At 62.0% G+C, this 18505-nt stretch carries 16 protein-coding genes and 1 pseudogene; 8 read left to right on the top strand and 9 right to left on the bottom strand.

Translation table 11 applies throughout. From position 1 onward, the window contains the following. Positions 1 to 83: 83 nt before the first annotated feature. The 3 genes and pseudogenes from J3O30_RS16695 to puuD all read right to left on the bottom strand — a co-directional run bounded on the left by J3O30_RS16695 (position 84) and on the right by puuD (position 3877). The gene (locus tag J3O30_RS16695; RefSeq protein WP_207581377.1) at positions 84 to 1226 is read right to left on the bottom strand and encodes an alpha-hydroxy acid oxidase; all 1143 of its coding nucleotides are present in this window, start codon (positions 1224 to 1226) and stop codon (positions 84 to 86) included. A gap of 106 nt (positions 1227 to 1332) precedes the next feature. Beyond that, positions 1333 to 2642, bottom strand: a pseudogene (gene guaD, locus J3O30_RS16690) (guanine deaminase). Then, positions 2639 to 3877 (bottom strand): urate hydroxylase PuuD, encoded by a 1239-nt coding sequence (puuD, locus tag J3O30_RS16685; RefSeq protein ID WP_207581376.1) that lies wholly within the window; start codon positions 3875 to 3877, stop codon positions 2639 to 2641. Before puuD ends, guaD begins: the two are co-directional and overlap by 4 nt. A gap of 288 nt (positions 3878 to 4165) precedes the next feature. Here puuD and J3O30_RS16680 point away from each other — a divergent pair, with 288 nt between their 5' ends. Next, positions 4166 to 4498 (top strand): hypothetical protein, encoded by a 333-nt coding sequence (locus J3O30_RS16680; RefSeq protein WP_085738009.1) that lies wholly within the window; start codon positions 4166 to 4168, stop codon positions 4496 to 4498. Between the two features lie 52 nt (positions 4499 to 4550). Here J3O30_RS16680 and gcvA read toward each other — a convergent pair whose 3' ends face one another. Continuing rightward, positions 4551 to 5447, bottom strand: coding sequence for a transcriptional regulator GcvA (gene gcvA, locus J3O30_RS16675; RefSeq protein ID WP_207581375.1), 897 nt, complete (start codon positions 5445 to 5447; stop codon positions 4551 to 4553). Positions 5448 to 5548: 101 nt separating this feature from the next. Between gcvA and J3O30_RS16670 the strand changes: the two genes are divergently transcribed. Next, complete coding sequence (locus J3O30_RS16670) at positions 5549 to 5752, top strand: hypothetical protein (RefSeq protein ID WP_207581374.1); 204 nt, start codon at positions 5549 to 5551, stop codon at positions 5750 to 5752. On the opposite strand, the gene xdhC is transcribed toward J3O30_RS16670, so the two are convergent. From xdhC to J3O30_RS16650, 4 genes are all read right to left on the bottom strand, one after another. After that, positions 5728 to 6543, bottom strand: a complete 816-nt coding sequence (xdhC, locus tag J3O30_RS16665; protein WP_207581373.1) for a xanthine dehydrogenase accessory protein XdhC — start codon at positions 6541 to 6543, stop codon at positions 5728 to 5730. The genes J3O30_RS16670 and xdhC overlap by 25 nt on opposite strands. Before the next feature lie 258 nt (positions 6544 to 6801). After that, entirely contained in the window at positions 6802 to 9141 is a 2340-nt protein-coding gene (gene xdhB, locus J3O30_RS16660) for a xanthine dehydrogenase molybdopterin binding subunit (RefSeq protein ID WP_207581372.1), read from the bottom strand. A 103-nt stretch (positions 9142 to 9244) separates the two neighbouring features. Then, entirely contained in the window at positions 9245 to 10711 is a 1467-nt protein-coding gene (gene xdhA / locus J3O30_RS16655) for a xanthine dehydrogenase small subunit (protein WP_207581371.1), read from the bottom strand. A 28-nt stretch (positions 10712 to 10739) separates the two neighbouring features. Continuing rightward, complete coding sequence (locus tag J3O30_RS16650; protein ID WP_207581370.1) at positions 10740 to 11516, bottom strand: 3-hydroxybutyrate dehydrogenase; 777 nt, start codon at positions 11514 to 11516, stop codon at positions 10740 to 10742. A 259-nt stretch (positions 11517 to 11775) separates the two neighbouring features. Between J3O30_RS16650 and glpK the strand changes: the two genes are divergently transcribed. From glpK to map, 6 genes are all read left to right on the top strand, one after another. Continuing rightward, positions 11776 to 13269: a glycerol kinase GlpK gene (glpK, locus tag J3O30_RS16645; RefSeq protein WP_207581369.1), complete on the top strand. Its 1494-nt coding sequence runs from the start codon at positions 11776 to 11778 to the stop codon at positions 13267 to 13269. A 158-nt stretch (positions 13270 to 13427) separates the two neighbouring features. Next, on the top strand, positions 13428 to 13802 hold the full coding sequence (locus J3O30_RS16640; protein WP_207581368.1) for a YciI family protein: 375 nt from the start codon (positions 13428 to 13430) through the stop codon (positions 13800 to 13802). After that, complete coding sequence (locus J3O30_RS16635; protein ID WP_207581367.1) at positions 13799 to 15058, top strand: RNA polymerase sigma factor; 1260 nt, start codon at positions 13799 to 13801, stop codon at positions 15056 to 15058. Before J3O30_RS16640 ends, J3O30_RS16635 begins: the two co-directional genes overlap by 4 nt. Positions 15059 to 15152: 94 nt before the next feature. Beyond that, positions 15153 to 15620: an SRPBCC family protein gene (locus J3O30_RS16630; protein WP_207581366.1), complete on the top strand. Its 468-nt coding sequence runs from the start codon at positions 15153 to 15155 to the stop codon at positions 15618 to 15620. Between the two features lie 246 nt (positions 15621 to 15866). Continuing rightward, positions 15867 to 16928: an LLM class flavin-dependent oxidoreductase gene (locus J3O30_RS16625; protein WP_207581365.1), complete on the top strand. Its 1062-nt coding sequence runs from the start codon at positions 15867 to 15869 to the stop codon at positions 16926 to 16928. 39 nt (positions 16929 to 16967) lie between these two features. Next, positions 16968 to 17726, top strand: a complete 759-nt coding sequence (gene map, locus J3O30_RS16620; protein WP_207581364.1) for a type I methionyl aminopeptidase — start codon at positions 16968 to 16970, stop codon at positions 17724 to 17726. A 71-nt stretch (positions 17727 to 17797) separates the two neighbouring features. Here the strand turns inward: map and J3O30_RS16615 are convergent, their stop codons facing one another. Beyond that, positions 17798 to 18373, bottom strand: a complete 576-nt coding sequence (locus tag J3O30_RS16615) for a PadR family transcriptional regulator (RefSeq protein ID WP_207581363.1) — start codon at positions 18371 to 18373, stop codon at positions 17798 to 17800. Positions 18374 to 18505 lie beyond the last annotated feature (132 nt).

The raw sequence follows: 18505 nt of genomic DNA, 5'->3' as shown, positions 1-18505 counted from the left end.
CTGGCAGGTCTTGTACTCAATGACTCAGCAATCGCGACGGCAATTCCGGGATTCGTGTCTTCTAAGCTGGCTTCTCAAGCAGGTCACTGCCGCCCCGATATAATCGACGAATTCACATCGTTGATATCGCGCCGGCCGCAGAGCGCCATGGTGAGGTCCATCTCCTTGCGGATGATGCCGAGCGCCAGCGTCACGCCTTCCTTGCCCATGGCGCCGAGGCCGTAAAGGAAGGGGCGGCCGATATAGGTGCCCTTGGCGCCGAGTGCCACCGCCTTCAGCACGTCCTGGCCGGAGCGGATGCCGCCGTCGAGATGGATCTCGATGCGGTCGCCGACGGCATCGACGATCCTCGGCAGCATGCTGATCGAGGAGGGGGCGCCGTCAAGCTGGCGGCCGCCGTGGTTGGAAACGACGATCGCATCGGCGCCGGTGTCGGCGGCGGCCTTCGCATCCTCCGGATCGAGCACGCCCTTGATGATCAGCGGGCCGCCCCATTGCTCCTTGATCCAGGCGACATCGGCCCAGGAGAGCCGGGGGTCGAACTGCTCGTGCGTCCATGCGGCCAGCGAGGTGATGTTGGAGACATTTTTCGCATGGCCAATGATGTTGCCGAAGGTGCGGCGCCTGGTCTGCAGCATATCCAGGCACCAGAAGGGCCGGGTCGCCAGCTGCCAGATGTGCTTCGGGGTGAATCTCGGCGGCGCCGACAGGCCGTTGCGCAGGTCCTTGTGGCGCTGGCCGAGGATCTGCAGATCCGCCGTCAGCACCAGCGCCGAGCATTTGGCGGCCTTGGCGCGGTTGATGAGGTCGAGGACGAAATCCTTGTCCCTCATCACATAGAGCTGGAACCAGAAGGGGCGCGTCGTCACCGACGCAACGTCCTCGATCGAGCAGATGCTCATCGTCGAGAGCGTGAAGGGAACGCCGAATTCTTCCGCCGCGCGCGCCGCCAGCATCTCACCATTGGCATGCTGCATGCCGGTCAGGCCGGTTGGGGCGAGTGCCACCGGCATCGACACTTTCTGGCCGATCATCGTCGTTTCCAGCGTGCGGTCGGTCATGTCGACCATCACCCGCTGGCGCAGCTTGATCTGGCTGAAGTCGCTCTCATTCGCCTGATATGTGGATTCCGTCCAGGCGCCCGAATCCGCGTAGTCGAAAAACATCTTCGGCACACGGCGCCGTGCGAGTTTCTTCAGGTCGGCGATGGTGAGCGGAGTGGCCATGAATTGAACCTTCAATCTGATTCCAGCTGTCGGTGGTAACATGGTTTCGCAGCAGTATTGCGGGAAATGGGCGGGTGAGGCAGCTTCGCACGGGGCAATGGGCGTGTCAGCGAAGCGCCGCCTTCAGGGCGACACCTGCAACATAGGTCTCGGCAATCGCCCGGTCGTCGCCCATCGTCTGCAGCAGGAAGAGTTCCTCGGGCAGTGTCTTTACCACCTCCAACTTCAGCGCCATCGCCGGTGTTGCCGCCGCATCGAGCACGACGAGATCGGCTTCGGTGCCGGGTTCCAGCGTGCCGATCCTGTCGGTTAGGGACAGGGCTTCGGCATTGCCGCGGGTCATCAGGTAGTAACTTTCGAGCGGGTTCAGCCGTTCGCCGAGCAGTTGCTGGATCTTGTAGGCCTCGTCCATCGTCTTCAGCATCGAATAGCTGGAGCCGCCGCCGATATCGGTCGCGACGCCGATGCGGACCGGCTTTTCCCGCCGGACAAGCGCCTTGAGGGGAAACAGGCCGGAGCCTAGGAAGAGGTTCGAGGTCGGGCAGTGGACGGCAACGGCCCCCGCTTCGCTCATGACATCGGCTTCGCGATCGGACAGGTGAATGGCATGGCCGAAGAGGCTTTTCGGCCCGAGCAGGCCGTAACGGGCATAGATGTCGGTATAGTCAATCGCATCGGGATAGAGTTCGCAGGTGAATTTGATCTCGTCGTGGTTTTCCGAAAGATGCGTCTGGATGTGCAGGTCGGGAAATTCGCGGGCAAGGGCTGAGGTTGCTTCCATCTGCGCCGGCGTCGAGGTGATGGCGAAGCGCGGGGTGATGGCGACGTGGTTGCGGCCCTTGCCGTGCCAGTCCGATATTACCTGGCGGGTCTCGTCATAGCCCATCTCGGGCGTATCAAGCAGGCCCTGGGGGCATTGCGGTCCATCATCACCTTGCCGCCGACCATGCGCATATTGCGCTTCATCGCCTCGGCGAAGAAGGCGTCGGCCGAGGTCTTGTGCACGGAGCAATAGGCGACCGCCGTCGTCGTGCCATGGCGGATCAGCTCGTCGTAGAAATGCGTGGCGATCCTTTCAGCATGCGCGCTTTCGACGAAGCGGCATTCCTCAGGGAAGGTATAGGTGTTCAACCATTCGAGCAGGTTGGCGGCATATGAGGCGATCACCTGCATCTGTGGAAAATGCAGGTGCATGTCGATGAAGCCGGGCAGGATCAGATGCGGGCGGTGGTCGATCTCGGCCGTGCCCTCGGCTGCTTTTGCCTTGACGTCGGCATAGGAGCCGACCGCAGCGATCAGCCCGTCTTCGATCAGCAGGCCGCCGTCCTCCTCGTAGCGATAGCTTTGGCTGTCGGCGAGGCTTAGCGGCGCACGATGGAAGGAAAGCAGGCGGCCGCGCAGGAGTGTCGTCGTCATTGTTTCTTGCCTTCGACTGCGCTCTCGAACCAGGCGACGAGCAGCTTGCGTTCGTCCGGCGTGACGTCGGTGATGTTGCCGGGCGGCATGGCATGGCTGCGGCCCGCCTGTATATAGATTTCGCGGGCATGGGCGGCGATTTCTGCGTCGTTTTCGAGCACCACACCCTTTGGCGGCCGGACGATGCCCTCATAGACGGGCTCGGCCGCGTGGCACATCGAGCAGCGCGTCGAAACCAGCTGCTTGACGGCGGGGAAATGCGGATCACCGGCGAATTGCTGGAAGGCCGGTGCTACGGCTGCCGCATCCGTTTTGCCGGTCAGCAGTTTCGGCACTGTGGAAAGCCACATGATCAGGATGAAAAGGATGACGGTGACGATCCAAGTCCAGGTCGGCCGGCCCTTCCTGGCATGCGTGGTGTTGAACCAATGGCGGATGGTGACGCCCATCAGGAACACCAAGGCCGCGATCACCCAGTTGAATTGCGTTCCGAAGGCCAGCGGATAGTGGTTCGACAGCATGAAGAAGATGACCGGCAGGGTCAGGTAGTTGTTGTGCAGCGAACGCTGCTTGGCGATCTGTCCGTATTTGGGATCGGGCGTCCGCCCGGCGATGAGATCGGCGACGACGATCTTCTGGTTCGGGATGATGATCATGAAGACGTTGGCCGACATGATCGTCGCGGTAAAGGCGCCGAGATGAAGGAAGGCGGCGCGGCCGGTGAAAAGCTGCGTATAGCCCCACGCCATGACGACCAGCACAACATAGAGCACCGCCATCAATCCCCAGGTATTCTTCCCGAGTGGCGATTTGCAGAGCAGGTCGTAGACGATCCAGCCGAAGGCGAGCGACGCTAGCGAGATCAGGATCGCGACGGGCGGGCTGATATCGAGCACGTGGCGGTCGATGAGGAAGAGGTCGGCGCCGCCGTAATAGACGATGCAGAGCATCAGGAAGCCGGAAATCCAGGTGAAATAACTTTCGTATTTGAACCAGGTCAGGTGCTCCGGCATCTGGGCGGGCGCCACCAGATACTTCTGGATATGATAGAAGCCGCCGCCGTGGACCTGCCATTCCTCGCCGTAGGCGCCGGGCGGCAGGTGCGGGCGTTTCACCAGCCCGAGATCGAGCGCGATGAAATAGAAGGACGATCCGATCCAGGCGATCGCAGTGACGACATGGAACCAGCGCGCCGCAAAGGCGAGCCATTCCCATGCTATGGCATATTCATACATCGAGTTCCCCTGTCTTCCTCCGACTCGTGACATTGCTGAAATTTTGGCGGGGAGGGAAGAGGAGATTCGGTTTTGCCGAAGCCGTCGACCGCAGTCGCATCGCAGATCTGCGGTCGCGTGCCTAAAAGCTGCCGAGAAGGCTGTGCATTATCTGTCTCTAATACGGAATACGCTAATTCAGCGGACCTTGAAACTACGATGGTTCGATTACAGTTATTTGCAGGCCGCCGGAATAAAATAAGGACCGTTAGATCATCGGCGGCGCATTCATCGACGGAGAAGATGCCCATGCGCAGCATTCTGACGTGTGTGATGATTGCGTATGCGTCGCTGGCGACGGCTCACGACGCACCTACGGGGTGGAGTTATGACCCCTATTGTTGCAACGGCGACAGTCATAATGGCGATTGCCAGATGATCCCTTCGAAAAGCGTGGCGGTGACGCCGGGCGGATATCGAGTGACGCTGCTGCCGGGCGACCACCGGCTGGTCACGCATGCTCACGTCTTTCTGCTGCCGATGACGAAGGCGATGCAATCGGGTGACAACGACTATCATCTCTGTCTGTTTCCAAACGAGGATACGCCGCGCTGTTTCTATGCGCCGGAGATGGGATATTGAAGCCGGACTAACAGATCGGACAGGTCGGAACCAAGCCCGGACACCCGATGAACTAATTCCCGGCCGCCTTCATTTCCTCAAGGATCCAGTTGCGGAAGGCCTTGATCTTCGGCACGTTGCGGCGGTTTTCGGGGTAGACGAGCCAGTAGGCCTTGCCGTCGCTGCGGGTCAGTTCGAATGGCTGATAGAGCCGGCCGAGCGCGATCTCGGCTGCATAAAAGGCCGGATGGAGGATGGCGACACCGTGGCCGGCGATCGCCGCATCGGCTTCCACCGCCTGGGAGCCGAGCTGGTTGCGCGGGCGGCGATCGAGGTCCGTCTCGGTGATGCCGGCTGCCTCGAACCATTGTTTCCACCAGATGTCGCCGGCGTCGAAGAGATCGAGCTTCAACAGATCACGCGGCTCCTTGATGCCGCCTGCCGATTCCGCCAGCTTCGGGCTCAGCATCGGCGTGAACTCCAGCCCCATCAGCCGGTGCAGCGTCAGCCCCGGCCAGTTGCCGTCGCCCCAGCGGATGCCGACATCGATCTGCTCACGGGCGAAATCGATGATATCCGAGCTCGCCTGAAAGCGCACCGCGATCGCCGGATGTTTCAAGTGGAAAGAGCCGAGGCGCGGCGCCAGCCATTTCGAGGCGAAAGTGTGGGTTGAGCTGATGGCCAGCGTGCCTTCGACGCTGTCGCGTGCCGTCGCCATCGCGTCGTGCAGTATGGCGAAGGCCTCGGTCACCTTCGGCGCCAGCCGCTCGCCGGTTTCCGTCAGCGCGATCTGACGGGGGCGGCGCAGGAAGAGCGGCTCGCCGACATTCTCCTCCAGCAACTTGATCTGGTAGCTGACGGCTGTCTGCGTCATGCCGAGCTCGTCGCCCGCCTTGGTGAAACTCCCGAGCCGGGCCGCGGCCTCGAAGACGCGCAGCGCATTCAACGGAAATTGCTTCGAAAGCTTCATGGATAAGTTCTCTTGATGCAGGCAGACGGTTGTTCGATTGGAATTGCAGCATTTTCGGCGGCAAACTGCAACTCATACCATCAATCCACCGAGGTGATGCCATGGACTGCCATGCTATCGAAGAGCGCCGGCCGCAGCAGAGAATCCAGATTTTCCGGCGCCTTGCCGACTGGTTGGCGGGTGGTGCCGACCGTTTCCGCCGTCTGCCCCGGCTGGATCTTTCCGCCACGCCAGACCGCGTCAAACGCGACCTCGGTTTCCTCGACGGACGCGATCCCTACTACGAGGACGAGCGTATGCGGTAGGCGCCAAGCGCCGTCAGGATCTCGGCGGCGGTCATGGCGGCGATCACTTCGGGTCGTTTGTCCCTAACCACGGCGCCGCCGATCGGCAGCGTCAGCCGCTCGATCCAGTCGCGCTCCCCGCCGCCTTCACGGGAAAGCCAGCCTGCGAAAGTGGCGCGCTTGGTCGCCGAGCCGATCATGCCGGTATAGGCAAGGTCGCTCCTTGCCAGCGCTTCGCGGGCGATGAGAAAGTCGAGCGCATGATCATGCGTCAGGATGACGGCCGCGCCGCCAGCCGCAATCTCGTTCACCAGTGCTTCCGGCATCGGGACGAGGCGGGTCTTCGTCCGAGCAGGCAGGTTGGCGAGTTCCTCCTGCCGCGTTTCGACGACGGTGACCGAGAACGGCAATGGCGCAAGGGCTGCGGCCAGCGCCCGGCCGACATGGCCGGCACCGAAGAGATAGACTTCGGGTAGACGCTCGATCTCGCCCAAAAGTTTTGCCTCCAACTCACCTTTCACCGCCTGCGTCAGTCTGCGAAACCGCAACTGCGTGCGGCCGCCGCAGCATTGGCCGATCTCGGGGCCGAGCGGGATATCCATGATGGCCTTTCCGCCCGAGCCAGCCAGCATCTCCCGCGCATTCGCGATCGCCATGAACTCGAACTGCCCGCCGCCGATCGTGCCCCATAGAGCTGTTTGCGAGACGAGCATGAAGGCGCCGGCCTCACGCGGGGTGGAGCCTTGTGTGCCGGTGATGTCGATGAGGATGCTGTCGGGATGGGCGGTGAGGAATGTGGGGAGGTCGGTCATAGGGAGATGGCCGATAGGTAAGTGGCTGTGTTACCCCCCTCTGTCCTGCCGGACATCTCCCCCACAAGGGGGGAGATTGGATGGGGTTGACGGCTTCGCCAAACAACTAAAGCGCTGCTACTCCAACGGGGCAGATGGGGAGCGATGCTCCAACCTTTTACCGATCTCCCCCCTTGTGGGGGAGATGTCCGGCAGGACAGAGCGGGGTAACATTGACTCCGTCCGTCCTGTTTAAACAACAAACCAGCCGGACTCATCCTACACCCGCTTCATCCGCTCCACCGCCATCAGCACCCGCTCTGGCGTCGCCGGGGCGTCGAGTCTTGGGCAGACCTTGTAATTCGCCACACTTGCGACCGCCATCGACAGCGCTTCCAGCACAGAGATCGCCAGCATGAAGGGTGGTTCGCCGACGGCCTTGGAGCGGCCGATGGTGGCCTCAGTGTTCTCCGACCATTCGGCGAGGCGGACGTTGAAGATCTTCGGCCGGTCGGAGGCGAGCGGGATCTTGTAGGTCGAGGGAGCATGGGTGCGCAGGCGGCCCTTGTCGTCCCACCAGAGCTCTTCCGTCGTCAGCCAGCCCAGGCCCTGCACGAAGGCGCCCTCGACCTGGCCCATGTCGATTGCGGGGTTCAGTGAGCGGCCGACATCGTGGAGGATGTCGGTGCGGTCGATCAGGTATTCGCCGGTCAGCGTGTCGATCGAGACTTCGGTGCAGGAGGCGCCGTAAGCGAAATAATAAAAGGGCGTGCCGCGGCCGGCCTTGCGGTCCCAGTGAATCTTCGGCGTCTTGTAGAAGCCGGCGGCGGAAAGTTGGACGCGGGCGAAATAGGCCTGCTTGATGAAATCGGGGAAGGGGATCTCGATTTCGCCGACGCGCACGCGGTTCGGCAGGAAGACGACGTCGGCGGGGCCAACATCCCATTTCTCGGCGGCAAACGCCACCAGCCGTTCCTTGATCTGACGGGCGGCGTCGAAGGCCGCCATGCCATTGAGGTCCGAGCCGGAGGAGGCGGCGGTGGCGGAGGTGTTCGGCACCTTGGCCGTCGTCGTCGCGGTGATTTTCACCCGGTCGATGTCGACCTGGAAGCTGTCGGCCAGCACCTGCGCCACCTTGGTATAGAGGCCCTGGCCCATTTCGGTGCCGCCATGGTTCAAGTGGATCGAGCCGTCCTGATAGATATGGACGAGGGCGCCGGCCTGGTTGAAGGCGGTCATGGTGAAGGAGATGCCGAATTTGACCGGCGTCAGCGCGATGCCCTTTCTGATGTAACGGCTGTCGCGGTTGAAGGCGATGATGGCGTTGCGGCGCGCCCGGTATTCGGCCGTTTCCTCCAACTCCTCAACGATGCGGGCGATGATATTGTCCTCGACCTCCTGATGGTAGGGCGTGAGCGTGCGGCCGGAGCCCGGCTGGCCGTAGAAATTCAGCTTGCGGATATCGAGCGGATCCTTGCCGAGGGCATAGGCGATCTCCTCGATGAAGCGCTCGGCGCCGAGCATGCCCTGCGGTCCGCCGAAGCCGCGGAAGGCGGTGTTGGAGACGGTGTGGGTTTTCAGCGGTTTCGACTGGAGATGCACATGCGGATAGAAATAGCTGGAATCGGCATGGAAGAGGGCGCGGTCGGTCACCGGTCCCGAGAGATCCGAGGAGAAACCACAGCGCGCCGCGTAAGTGGCGTCAACCGCATGGATGCGGCCTTCGGCATCGAAGCCCACCTCATAATCGACGAGGAAATCGTGGCGCTTGCCGGTGGCGCTCATGTCCTCGTCGCGGTCGGGGCGGAATTTGATGGCGCGGCCGAGCTTCTTGGCGGCGATCGCCGCGAGCGCTGCGAACTGATTGCCCTGCGTCTCCTTGCCGCCGAAGCCGCCGCCCATGCGGCGGACGTTGACGGTTACGGCGTTGGAAGGGATATCGAGCACGTGGCCGACGATGTGCTGGATCTCGCTCGGATGCTGCGTCGATGACCAGACGGTGACCTCATCATCTTCGCCGGGGATGGCCATGGCAATATGGCCTTCGAGGTAGAAATGCTCCTGGCCGCCGATGCGCATCCGGCCCTTCAGCCGCATGGGGGCATTCGGCATTTCCACTTCAGGCTCGCCGCGCTGGAGCGTCATCGGGGTGATGACCAGCGGGCTGCCGTTGGCGAGCGCGCCGTCGATATCGCTCCAGTGCGGCAGGTCGCGATAGTCTATCTTCGCCAGCCGTGCGGCCCGGCGGGCAGCTTCGCGCGTTTCGGCGATGACGGCAAAGATCGGCTGGCCGTGAAATTCGACCTTGGTTTCGGCGAGCAGCGGCTCGTCATGGCTGCCGTTGGAGCTGACGTCGTTGACGCCTGGCACGTCCTTGCCGGTGAGGACCCAGACGACGCCGGGATAGGCGGCGACCGCGGACAGATCGATGCCGGCGATTTCGGCATGCGCCCGGTCCGAGAGGCCGAGGGCGCCGTGCAGCAGGCCGGCGGGTTCGGGGATATCGTCGATATAATCGGCGGTTCCGGTGACATGCTTATGTGCCGAATCATGCCGCAGCGAGCCGTGCATCGGGCCTGAAATGATGACCTTTCGATCTTCGAAGGTGGACTTATCCATTAGATCAGCCCTCCAAGCGTAGCCACACGGAATGAGGGAGGGGAGGAGATCGCGGCTGTTCCCATCAAAGCTTGCATTCCGGGCGTGCTAATCAGTGTATCCATCACGCCACCTCCTCGAACCGCTTCAGCTCAGCCGGCGCGCCCACCGTTTCCAGGTAGAACCGCGTCAGCAGGTTCTTTGCCGTCAGCTGGCGGTATTCTGCCGTGGCGCGCCAGTCGGTCAACGGTTGGTAGTCGGTGTCGAAGGCGGGGCGGGCGGCCTCGATGGTCGCCTCGGTCCAGGGTTTACCGATCAGCGCGGCCTCGACCGTGCTGGCGCGTTTCGGTGTTGCCGCCATGCCGCCGAAGGCGATGCGGATCTCGGTGATCATCTCGGCCTCGTCGAGCGTCAGCAAGAAGGCGCCGAGCACGGCGGTGATATCCTCGTCGCGGCGCTTGGTGATCTTGTAGGCAGCAAAATGGCTCGCATCGGCCGGATAGGGCACGAAGATGCTCTCGACGAATTCGCCCGGCTCGCGGTCCTGTTTGCCATAGCCGATGAAGAAATCCTCGAGCGGCATTCTGCGCTGGCCTTGCAGCGACCGCAGCGTCAGCGTCGCGCCGAGCGCGATCAGCGGCGGCGGGCTGTCACCGATCGGCGAGCCGTTGGCGATATTGCCGCCGATCGTCCCCATGTTGCGCACCTGCTCGCCGCCGATGCGGTCGATCAGCCGCCCAAGCGCCGGGATTTTCTTGGAAATCGCCGCGAAGGCCCTGCTGTAGCTAACGCCGGCGCCGATGGTGACGCCGTCCTCGCCTTCCGTGACCGACTGCAATTCGCTCAGATGATTGATGAAGACGACCGGGTTCAGCCGTCGCATCTGCTTCGTCACCCAGAGGCCGACATCGGTCGCGCCGGCGACGACGATCGCGTCGGGCTCCTGCGAGAGGACTTCGGCCAGCGCCTGGATGGAAGCAGGCACGATCAGCCGGTCTTCGCCACTGGTAATCCTGATGGTGCCGCTCGCCTGCATGGCCCAGAGCCGCGCGACGATTTCCGAACGTGTCCGCTCCAGCGGGTCGAAGAGCGCGCTCGGCCGCATCAGGCTCACCTGCTCGGCAGCCTTGACGATCGGCTCGTAGCCGGTGCAGCGACAGAGATTGCCTTGCAAGGCCTTTTCGATTTCCTGGCGGCCAGGCTTTTCCTTCGTCAACCACAGACCATAGAGCGACATGACAAAGCCCGGGGTGCAGAAGCCGCATTGCGAGCCGTGGCAGTCGACCAGCGCCTGCTGCACCGGGTGCAGTGCGCCGTCCCGGCCGGCCAGATGCTCGACGGTCACCACGTGTGTGGCATGCAGCGAACCTAAGAAACGGATGCAGGCATTGACCGATTCATAGGCGAGCTTGCCGTCCGCGAGCCGCCCGACGAGCACGGTGCAGGCGCCGCAATCGCCTTCGGCGCATCCTTCCTTGGTGCCCGTCAGCCGTTGCCTCACCCGCAGAAAATCGAGAAGCGTCTCGGTCGGCCCGACATCGGTGAGTGCGATGTCCTGGCCATTCAGGATGAAGCGGATGCTGTCGTTCATGATATTCCCGGTTGTTTTTTCCAAATGGTTAAGCCGCCGTCCAGCCACCGTCAATCGAGATGTGCGTTCCGGTCACTTGGCGGGCGGCGTCGCTGGCGAGGTAAAGCGACAGCGCACCGATTTCCTCGGCCTTGACGAATTCACGGGTCGGCTGCGCCTTGAGGATGACCTCGCTCTTCACCTGTTCCTCGGTCATGCCGCGGGCCTTGGCGGTATCCGGTATCTGCTTTTCGACGAGCGGCGTCAGCACGTAACCGGGGCAGATGGCGTTCACCGTCACGCCGAATTCGGCAAGCTCCAGTGCCGCGGTTTTGGTGAGGCCCAATATACCATGTTTTGCCGCGACATAGGCGGATTTGAAGGGAGAGGCGACCAGGCCGTGGGCCGAGGCGATGTTGATGATGCGGCCGTGTTTTTTCGCCTTCATCAGCGGGATGGCGGCGCGCATCGTATGAAAGGAACTCGACAGGTTGATGGCGATGATCTGGTCCCATTTGTCGATCGGGAAATCCTCGATCTTCTCAACATGCTGAATGCCGGCATTGTTGACGAGGATATCGACGGTGCCGAAGGACTTCGCCGCCGTTTCAATCAGGTCGGCGATCTCGGCGGGCTTGGTCATGTCGGCCGGATGATAGAGCGCCCGGCCTTTAGACAATGATTCAAGCCGCTCGACGATCGCCTTGATTTCATCAGTCTTTCCGAAACCGTTGATGACGACGTTGTCGCCCGTGTCGGCGAATGCAGTGGCGATCGCAAGGCCGATGCCGCTGGTGGACCCGGTGACGACGACTGTTCTGCTCATGCTGTTCTCCCGTGAAAGGCGCGATGCTGCGTTGCAACGTTAGTGGCGAGGTTATGCCCAAAGCCGGCGGGCTGGCAATTCCGCTTTATTCGCTTTTCTCGCCCGCATCGGTGTCCTATTGATTTGTCACGATAATCATATGCCGGAGCATTTCCGTTTTTCTTCGAATCACGGAAATGCTCTATCTCTTTTTTCACGCAATTCCGGACGCAAAACCGCTGCACACTTTTGCTGGAATTGCTTTAGCGGGGGGATTTTCATGGGTGGATTTGTACTGGCGATCGATCAGGGAACGACATCGACGCGGGCGATCGTCTTCGATCGCGACATGCATGTCGCCGGCAAGGGCCAGAAGGAATTCACCCAGATCTATCCGCGCTCCGGCTGGGTCGAGCACGATCCTGAGGAAATCTGGGATTCGGTTGTCTCCACCGTCAATATGGCACTGCGCGATGCGGGGATTACCGCCAAGGATATTTCGGCGCTCGGCATTACCAACCAGCGCGAGACTGTCGTCGTCTGGGAGCGCGAGACGGGCCGGCCGATCCAGAATGCCATTGTCTGGCAGGACCGGCGCACGGCAAGCTATTGCGATAATCTTAAACGACAGGATCTGGAGCGGCTTTTCACGAAGAAGACCGGCCTGATCCTCGATCCCTATTTTTCCGGCACCAAGCTTTCCTGGATGCTCGCCAATGTGAAGGGCGCACGGGCCCGTGCTGCAAGGGGCGACCTCTGCTTCGGCACGATCGACACCTTCCTGATCTGGCGGCTGACTAATGGCAAGAGTTTCGTCACCGATGCCACCAACGCCTCGCGCACGCTGATGTTCAACATTGCTGAAAACGCGTGGGACGAGGATCTGCTCGATATTCTGAGGGTGCCCGCCGCCATGCTGCCGGAGGTCAAGGATTGTGCCGCCGATTTCGGCACGGTCGATCCCGCGATCTTCGGTGCTGCAATCCCTATCCTCGGTGTCGCCGGCGACCAGCAGGCGGCCACCATCGGCCAGGCGTGTTTTCAGCCGGGCATGCTGAAATCGACCTACGGCACCGGCTGTTTCGCGCTGCTTAACACCGGCGCCGATATGGTGCGCTCGAAAAACCGGCTGCTGACCACCATCGCCTATCGCCTGAACGGCCAGACGACCTATGCGCTTGAGGGGTCGATCTTCATCGCTGGCGCGGCGGTGCAATGGCTGCGTGACGGGCTTCGCATCATCGGCAGCGCCGCCGAGACCAACGGGCTTGCCGAACGAGCCGATCCGACCCAGGAGGTCTATCTCGTGCCCGCCTTCACCGGGCTTGGCGCGCCGCATTGGGATGCCAATGCGCGTGGCGCGATCTTCGGACTGACGCGCAACAGCGGTCCGGCGGAACTCTCGCGGGCAGCGCTCGAAGCGGTCTGTTACCAGACCCGCGACCTGCTCGATGCCATGCAGAAGGACTGGAAGAATGGCGGCGACGACACCGTGCTGCGCGTCGACGGCGGCATGGTCGCCTCCGACTGGACAATGCAGCGTCTTGCCGACCTGCTCGATGCCCCGGTCGACCGCCCGGTGATCCTGGAGACGACGGCGCTGGGTGCCGCATGGCTTGCCGGCAGCCGGGCAGGGGTGTGGCCGGACAGAGACGGCTTTTCGGCGACGTGGAAGCGGGACCGGCGATTCGAACCCGCCATGGAGGAGAAGGTACGGGCGGCAAAGCTCAAGGGTTGGAAGAATGCGGTCAAGCGAACGCTGAGCGAAGGGTGAGGGCAATCAGCGCCGCAATATAGCTTCGTTCGCTCCGGCAAAATGCCCAGCTGCGGCATCGCCGTGCTCTGCAAGATCACGAATTTCCCCCAATAATTTTGATGCGGCCTGTCGGCTAAGCGGTTACTCCTTCGTCATTCGGAAAGAGGAGTGACCCGATGCTTTATGCAATCCTTTGTTACGCCCATGAGGAAACCGTCTTTGCCTGGACCAAGGAGGAGGAGGCTGCCGTCATGGAGAAGCTCTATGCCGTGCAGGAGCCGCTTGCCGCAGCCGGCAAGCTCGGCCCCGTCGGCAGGTTGATGCCGACGACGGCGGCGACGACGGTGCGCAAGGGCAAGGACGAGGCTTTGGTCATCGACGGCCCATTTGCAGAAACGAAAGAGGCGCTTCTCGGCTTCTACGTGGTCGACTTCGAAACGCTCGATGAGGCGATCGCCTTCTCGAAACAGCTTTCGTCGGTCAATCCAGGTTCCACCTCTTACGAAATTCGGCCTTTCTACGTCTTCAGGCCGGGAGATGCTTCATCATGACCGATATTGCCTGGATCGACCTTGCACTTGCCTCGGCCCGCCCGAAAGCCCTTGGCGCCCTGCTGCGCTATTTCCGTACTCTCGATACTGCGGAAGAGGCGTTTCAAGAGGCATGCCTGAGGGCGATCCGGACATGGCCGGAGAAAGGGCCGCCGCGTGATCCCGCGGCCTGGCTCATCTTCGTCGGCCGAAACAGCGGGATCGATGCGGTGCGTAAGCGGACGAAGCTCCAGGCCTTGCCGGATGAGGACGTCATCTCCGATACCGAGGATGCCGAAAGCGACATCGCCGAGCGACTGGACGATTCCCACTATCGCGACGATATCCTGCGGCTGCTGTTCATCTGCTGCCATCCGGATCTGCCGGCGACCCAGCAGATCGCGCTGGCGCTGCGCATCGTCTCCGGGCTTTCGGTGCCGCAGATCGCCCGTGCCTTCCTGGTGTCGGAAAGCGCCATGGAGCAGCGCATCACCCGGGCCAAGGCACGGGTGGCGAAGGCCGGCGTGCCTTTCGAAACGCCAAGCCCTGGGGAAAGGGCCGAACGGCTGTCGATCGTCAGCACGATGATCTATCTCATCTTCAACGAGGGCTATAGCCAGGCCGACCCGAAGCATGAGGCTGCGGCCTTCAGCGACGAGGCGATCCGGTTGGCACGCCTGATGCTGTATATCTTCCCGTCCGAACCGGAGTTGATGGGGCTGCTTGCACTGATGCTTCTGCAGATCTCGCGCCGCCCGGCGCGCTTCAGCGCCGAGGACGAGATCGTGCTGCTCGAAGATCAGGACCGCGCGCGCTGGAACCAGCCCCTCATCAACGAGGCTTTGGCGCTGCTCGACAAGGCGCTGCGACACCGCCAACCCGGCCCCTATCAGCTACAGGCGGCCATCGCCGCGATCCATTCTCGGGCAAAACGTGCCGGGGATACCGACTGGGTGGAGATCGATCTGCTCTACCGCGCGCTGGAGCGTCTCCAGCCGTCTCCTGTCGTGACGCTCAATCGCGCTGTCGTGGTTTCCAAACTGCGCGGACCGCAGGATGCGCTCGATCTCATCGATCCGCTTGGCGAAAAACTCGGCGGCTATTTCTACTATCACGGCCTGCGCGGCGGGCTGCTGAAGCAGCTTGGCTTGACCTGCCAGGCGCGCGAAGCCTTCGACCGCGCCATTGCGCTTGCCCATTCGGCGGCTGAAGCGGCTCATATCCGCCGGCAGATCGACAAGATGCAGGAAGAGGCGACGCAGCCGACCGCAAAATAATCAGGAAAAATCGGCACGCTGTCGGAAAGGCAAACTTCGATACGTCCTTGCTACAACCTGGGAAGCAGGTTTCATTCAATTGGAGAGATGCCGAATGACCGCCAGCACGCAACATGAACTCGTCCTCGTTCGCGAATTCGACGCGCCGCGCGAGAAGATCTACAAGGCATGGACCGATCCCGACCTCATGAAACAGTGGTTCGTGCCGCGCCCCTGGGGTGTGGCGGAAGCGACGCTCGACGTCCGCCCCGGCGGGTCCAGTGTCATCGTCATGCAAGATCCCGAGGGCAATCAGTATCCGAACCGTGGCATCTATCTCGAGATCGTCGAGAACGAGAAGATCGTCTTCACCGATGCCTATACCAGCGCCTGGGTGCCTGCCGAGAAACCTTTCTTCACCGGCGTCATCCTGCTCGAAGATCTCGGCAATGGGCGCACGAAATATACGGCGAAGGCGCTGCATTGGCGCGCCGAGGATAAGGAAACGCACGAGAAGATGGGCTTCCACGAGGGATGGGGCAAGGCTGCTGAGCAACTGGCGGAGCTGTTGGCGAAGATGTGAACGGCGCGGGCGTTGGCGCTACTCAAGCGCGGCATGAAGCAGCTTGGAAAATGATTCCGCCGTGGCTTCGAAGTCGTTGAATTCAGATTCGAATTTGTGGGTGGGTTCTGTCCCTTGATGTCTGCCGAAGCAGGGCAAAGACATCATGCCACTATCGAATTTTTCGAACATTCCGTTCCAGAGTTTGTATTTGCGCTCCGTCTCGGCGATCCTTATCTCCGGGCGGAATTCAACAGGATGCCGACAATGGAACTGGGCCTTTATACATTCGCCGACGTCAATCCCAACCCGTCCCGCAGCAAGGGCGCGGAAGGGGCCGAGCGGCTGAAGCATCTGATCGAGGAGATTGAGCTTGCCGATCAGGTGGGGCTCGACGTCTTTGGGCTCGGCGAACATCATCGACCGGATTACGCGGCGTCGGCTCCCGCGGTCGTGCTGGCGGCGGCGGCCGTCAGGACGAGGAATATCCGGCTGACAAGTGCGGTCACCGTGCTTTCTTCCGATGATTCCGTGCGCGTCTTCCAGCAGTTTTCGACGCTCGATCTGATTTCCAACGGCCGGGCCGAGATCATGGCGGGGCGCGGCTCCTTCATCGAGTCCTTCCCGCTATTCGGCTACAACCTCGAGGACTACGACCAGCTTTTCGAAGAGAAGCTCGATCTGCTGCTGGCGTTGCGCGATAGCGAAGTGGTGGAGTGGAAGGGCGAGCTTCGCGCTGCGATTAACGGGCGCGGCGTCTATCCCAGGCCGTTGCAGGATCCGCTGCCGCTCTGGGTCGCGGTCGGCGGCACGCCGCAGTCGGTGGCGCGCGCGGGCGCGCTCGGCCTGCCGGTGGCGCTGGCGATCATCGGCGGCGAGCCGCGCCGTTTTGCGCCGCTCTTCGATCTCTATCGCGAGGCCGCGCGCCGGGCAGGGCAGGACCAGGCGAAGCTGAAGACCAGCATCAATGTCCACGGCTTCATCGCCGATACGACGGAGGCTGCGGCAGATCAGTTTTACGGGCCACAGGCCGAAGTGATGAACCGCATCGGGCGCGAGCGCGGCTGGGGGGCAACGAGCCGGGCGCAGTTCGACATGTCGCGCGGGCCGAGCGGGGCGCTCTTCGTCGGCGATGCCGAGGCGGTCGCGGAAAAGATCATCGCCCATCATACACTCTTCAAGAACGACCGCTTCCTGCTGCAGATGGCGATCGGGCTGATGCCGCATGCGCAGATCATGCGTGGCATCGAGCTCTACGGGACGAAAGTCGCGCCGATCGTCAGAAAGGCGTTGACTGAAAGCGGCGAAGGGGCGAAAGCCACAGCGTGAGGCGGCCGTGGCCGTTCTGCGCAAGGCCGGAATAGACGAATGGTTATCGCAAACGACGACGAACTGGCGAAGCTCAAGGAGATCGGCCGCATCTGCGCCAACGCCATCCAGGTGATGGCGGCGACGATGGAGCCCGGCATGACGACGCTGGAACTCGACCGGATCGGCCGCAAGGTGCTTGAGGATTCGGGCGCGCGCTCGGCGCCGGAGTTCTGCTACCAGTTTCCCGGCGCCACCTGCATCAGCATCAATGAGGAAATCGCCCACGGCATTCCCGGCCCACGCGTCATCCGCGCCGGCGACCTCATCAATATCGACGTTTCGGCTGAGAAGGACGGCTTCTTCGCCGATACCGGTGCCTCCTTCGCGATGCCGCCCGTCAAGCAAAAGATCGAGCGGCTCTGCCGCGACGGCAAGCGGGCGCTCTGGGCCGGCCTCAACCAGGTGAAATCGGGCGAGCCGCTCGCAAAGATCGGCACCGCCGTCGGCGCGTTCGCGCAGAAGAACCGCTACACGCTGGTCGCCAATCTGGCGAGCCATGGCGTCGGCCGCTCGCTGCACGAGGAGCCGGCCGAGCTCTCGACCTGGCCGGACCCTTCAGAAAAACGCATGATGACGGAAGGTCTCGTCTTCACCGTCGAACCGTTCCTGTCGCTCGGCGCGACATGGGCGGAAGGCGGCGACGATGCGTGGACGCTCTATGCCGATCCAAAGGCGCCAACGGTGCAATATGAACATACGGTGGTTGCAACGCGCAACGGGCCGGTGGTGCTGACCTTGCCGGATGGGCGGGCGTAGGGCGCAGCCTCGAAGCACGCCGCAACGCTGCTCCTTGCATTCATCGGACGGGCCGAGCACCAACCTCGTCCTCAACCGCGCGTTTCCGGCTTGCCGCCCTGCAGGATTTCGGTGGCGGCGCGTTCCAATATGCCGGCGATGCGGGCGGCTTCGGGTTTCGACCAGGGATAACGCATGCGCAGGGCCGAGCGCAGTAGCATGCGGGCAGCGCGAATATCGCCGCCGTCCTGCATGAAATCGCCGTCATCACCCTCGTCGGCGCCGTGGCGGTCGGTTTCGAACACACGCTTCACATAGGCCATCTTCTCGCCGATGCGCTCGAGCTTGGCGAGCGTGTGCAGGATCATGTCGCGGTTTTCCTCGACGCGGCGACGGCCGGCCTCGGTGATACGATAGAGCTTCTTGGTGCCCTCGGCCTCCACTTCGGCAAGACCGGTTTCCTCGAGATAGGTGAGCGCGGGATAAATGACGCCGGGGCTCGGTATATAGAAGCCGCCAGAGCGCTCCTCCAGCAACTTTATCAATTCATAACCGTGGCGCGGTTGCTCAGCGAGCAGCGCCAGGATGACGAGCTGCAGATCGCCGGCAGCGAACTTGCGGCCCATGCGGAAAGCTTCGCCGAACATGCCGCCTTTAAAACCTCTCATGAGTTTTCCTTTCATCAGCAGATATATCGTTGGTTATGTCGTAAAACATATATCGTAAGATAGTCTTTTTCAAGGGAAGCGAGGAATTTTTCATGTTTCCGGAAATTGATCGATCGATCAGAATTACTTGAT

The sequence above is a fragment of the Rhizobium sp. NZLR1 genome, assembly GCF_017357385.1.
Lineage (GTDB): Bacteria > Pseudomonadota > Alphaproteobacteria > Rhizobiales > Rhizobiaceae > Rhizobium.
The sequence above is the reverse complement of the archived record's forward strand: the minus strand, read 5'-3'. Positions and strand labels throughout refer to the sequence as shown.

Excerpts from the sequence above, each read along its gene's own strand:
- J3O30_RS16695 (WP_207581377.1), bottom strand. The coding sequence starts at position 1,226 with ATGGCCACTCCGCTCACCATCGCCGACCTGAAGAAACTCGCACGGCGC.
- puuD (WP_207581376.1), bottom strand. The coding sequence starts at position 3,877 with ATGTATGAATATGCCATAGCATGGGAATGGCTCGCCTTTGCGGCGCGC.
- J3O30_RS16680 (WP_085738009.1), top strand. The coding sequence starts at position 4,166 with ATGCGCAGCATTCTGACGTGTGTGATGATTGCGTATGCGTCGCTGGCG.
- gcvA (WP_207581375.1), bottom strand. The coding sequence starts at position 5,447 with ATGAAGCTTTCGAAGCAATTTCCGTTGAATGCGCTGCGCGTCTTCGAG.
- J3O30_RS16670 (WP_207581374.1), top strand. The coding sequence starts at position 5,549 with ATGGACTGCCATGCTATCGAAGAGCGCCGGCCGCAGCAGAGAATCCAG.
- xdhC (WP_207581373.1), bottom strand. The coding sequence starts at position 6,543 with ATGACCGACCTCCCCACATTCCTCACCGCCCATCCCGACAGCATCCTC.
- xdhB (WP_207581372.1), bottom strand. The coding sequence starts at position 9,141 with ATGGATAAGTCCACCTTCGAAGATCGAAAGGTCATCATTTCAGGCCCG.
- xdhA (WP_207581371.1), bottom strand. The coding sequence starts at position 10,711 with ATGAACGACAGCATCCGCTTCATCCTGAATGGCCAGGACATCGCACTC.
- J3O30_RS16650 (WP_207581370.1), bottom strand. The coding sequence starts at position 11,516 with ATGAGCAGAACAGTCGTCGTCACCGGGTCCACCAGCGGCATCGGCCTT.
- glpK (WP_207581369.1), top strand. The coding sequence starts at position 11,776 with ATGGGTGGATTTGTACTGGCGATCGATCAGGGAACGACATCGACGCGG.
- J3O30_RS16640 (WP_207581368.1), top strand. The coding sequence starts at position 13,428 with ATGCTTTATGCAATCCTTTGTTACGCCCATGAGGAAACCGTCTTTGCC.
- J3O30_RS16635 (WP_207581367.1), top strand. The coding sequence starts at position 13,799 with ATGACCGATATTGCCTGGATCGACCTTGCACTTGCCTCGGCCCGCCCG.
- J3O30_RS16630 (WP_207581366.1), top strand. The coding sequence starts at position 15,153 with ATGACCGCCAGCACGCAACATGAACTCGTCCTCGTTCGCGAATTCGAC.
- J3O30_RS16625 (WP_207581365.1), top strand. The coding sequence starts at position 15,867 with ATGGAACTGGGCCTTTATACATTCGCCGACGTCAATCCCAACCCGTCC.
- map (WP_207581364.1), top strand. The coding sequence starts at position 16,968 with ATGGTTATCGCAAACGACGACGAACTGGCGAAGCTCAAGGAGATCGGC.
- J3O30_RS16615 (WP_207581363.1), bottom strand. The coding sequence starts at position 18,373 with ATGAGAGGTTTTAAAGGCGGCATGTTCGGCGAAGCTTTCCGCATGGGC.